Source organism: Dactylosporangium sp. NPDC051087, from assembly GCF_055586325.1.
This window is the reverse complement of the sequence record NZ_JBVJIJ010000090.1, coordinates 1-1,729: the sequence shown is the minus strand read 5'-3', so window position 1 is coordinate 1,729 and position 1,729 is coordinate 1. Positions and strand designations below refer to the sequence as shown.

Annotated in this window: 1 protein-coding gene; it reads left to right on the top strand. The window is 68.6% G+C overall.

Annotated elements, in window-relative coordinates; all coding sequences use genetic code 11:
• The first annotated feature begins 123 nt into the window (after positions 1-123).
• A complete protein-coding gene (locus ACZ6TV_RS55185; RefSeq protein ID WP_465309780.1) occupies positions 124-1,554 on the top strand; it encodes an IS1380 family transposase in 1,431 nt (476 codons plus the stop codon).
• Positions 1,555-1,729 lie beyond the last annotated feature (175 nt).

The following is a 1,729-nucleotide window of genomic DNA, read 5'->3' as shown; positions in this document are numbered from 1 at the left end:
AGCCCTGATCCACCGATGAGATTGATGTGGCGGAGGCATCTCGGACGCGACAATGCCCCCGCGAGCTGGAAAGATAGAGGTTCTTGAGGCATCTATCGTCCGGTTCGAGAGGGCACCGTCGGGGTGAGAATATCGCATGGCGCGGCACGGCTGCGCGCATCGTTTGATGATCCGAATCTGGTGTCGTGTGCCGGGCTGGCGCCGGTCATGGCCCTCGCGCAGCGGTGTGACCTGCACGGGGTCGTCACTGCGCGGCTGCGGGTGCCGACGGACAAGGGGTCCAACGCGTCGGGGAAGGTCGCCGCGATCGTCGCGGGCATGGTGACCGGCGCTGACTCGATCGATGACCTGGACGTGCTGCGCCACGGCGGGATGCCGATCCTGTTCGACAGCGTCTACGCACCCTCGACGCTGGGGTCGTTTCTTCGGACGTTCACCCATGGCCATGTCCGGCAGTTGCAGGCCGCGGGACGGCAGTTCCTGGTCCGGCTGGCCGGGCAGACGCCGTTGCTGCCCGGCGCCGGCGCGGTCACGTTCGTCGACGTCGACTCGCTGCTGCGCAGGGTCTACGGCAAACAGAAGCAGGGCGCCGCGTTCGGCCACGCCAAGGTCGGCGGCTACCAGGTCCTGCTCCGCGGCCTGAACCCGCTCATCGCCACGATCAGCACCCCGGACGCAGCACCGGTCATCGCTGCGACGCAGCTGCGCGCCGGGAACGCCGGCTCCGCCCGAGGCGCGGCAGCCCTCATCGCCGAGGCCGTCGCCACGACCAAGGCCGTCCTGGCAGGGCAGTCCACCACCACGACGCCGCCCACGACGGCGGCGGCGGCGAGTGAGATCGTGGTCCGTGCGGACTCGGCGTTCTACTCCAAGGCGGTCATCACCGCCTGCCGCCGCGCCCGGGTGCGGTTCTCCGTCACCGTCCGCATCGACGCCAAAGTCCGGCGGGCGATCACCACGATCGACGAGGACGCCTGGACCGAAATCCGCTACCCACAACCGGTCTGGGACGACGAGCAGCAGCGGTTCATCTCCCGCGCCCAGATCGCCGAGACCACCTATACCGCGTTCGAGGGCACCCGACATCAGGTCACCGCCCGGCTCATCGCACGCCGCGTCCCGGACCTGACCAAATCCACAGTGGACGATCAGGGTGAACTGTTCACCGTCTGGCGGTACCACGCCGCGTTCACCGACAGTCCGTACATCCTCGTCCAGGCTGAAGCCCAGCACCGTGGCCACGCCATCATCGAGCAGGTCTTCGCCGAACTCATCGACGGGCCCCTCGCCCACCTGCCGTCGGGCCGGTTCAACGCCAACAACGCCTGGCTGACCTGCATCGCCATCGCCCACAACCTCACCCGCGCCGCCGCCACCCTCGCCGGACGACCCCACGCCACCGCCCGCGCCGCCACCATCCGACGGCACCTGATCAACGTCGCCGGCCGGATCAGCCGCCACGCCCGCGAGGTCACCATCCACCTCCCGCAACACTGGCCCTGGCAACACAACTGGCTCCGCCTGTTCACCAACGCCCACGCCCCACCGAGCTGACCATCCACACAGGACAGAGACACGCCTCCGACGCCGGCCACCCACACACACCCGACCAACCAAGCCATTGAGCACACCGGCGACCCGGCCGGTCACCCCCACACGCCCGACCAGCACAACAAGATCACTAACCCAGGCCAGCCCAGCACCGAAACCTCATCGGTGGATCAGGGCT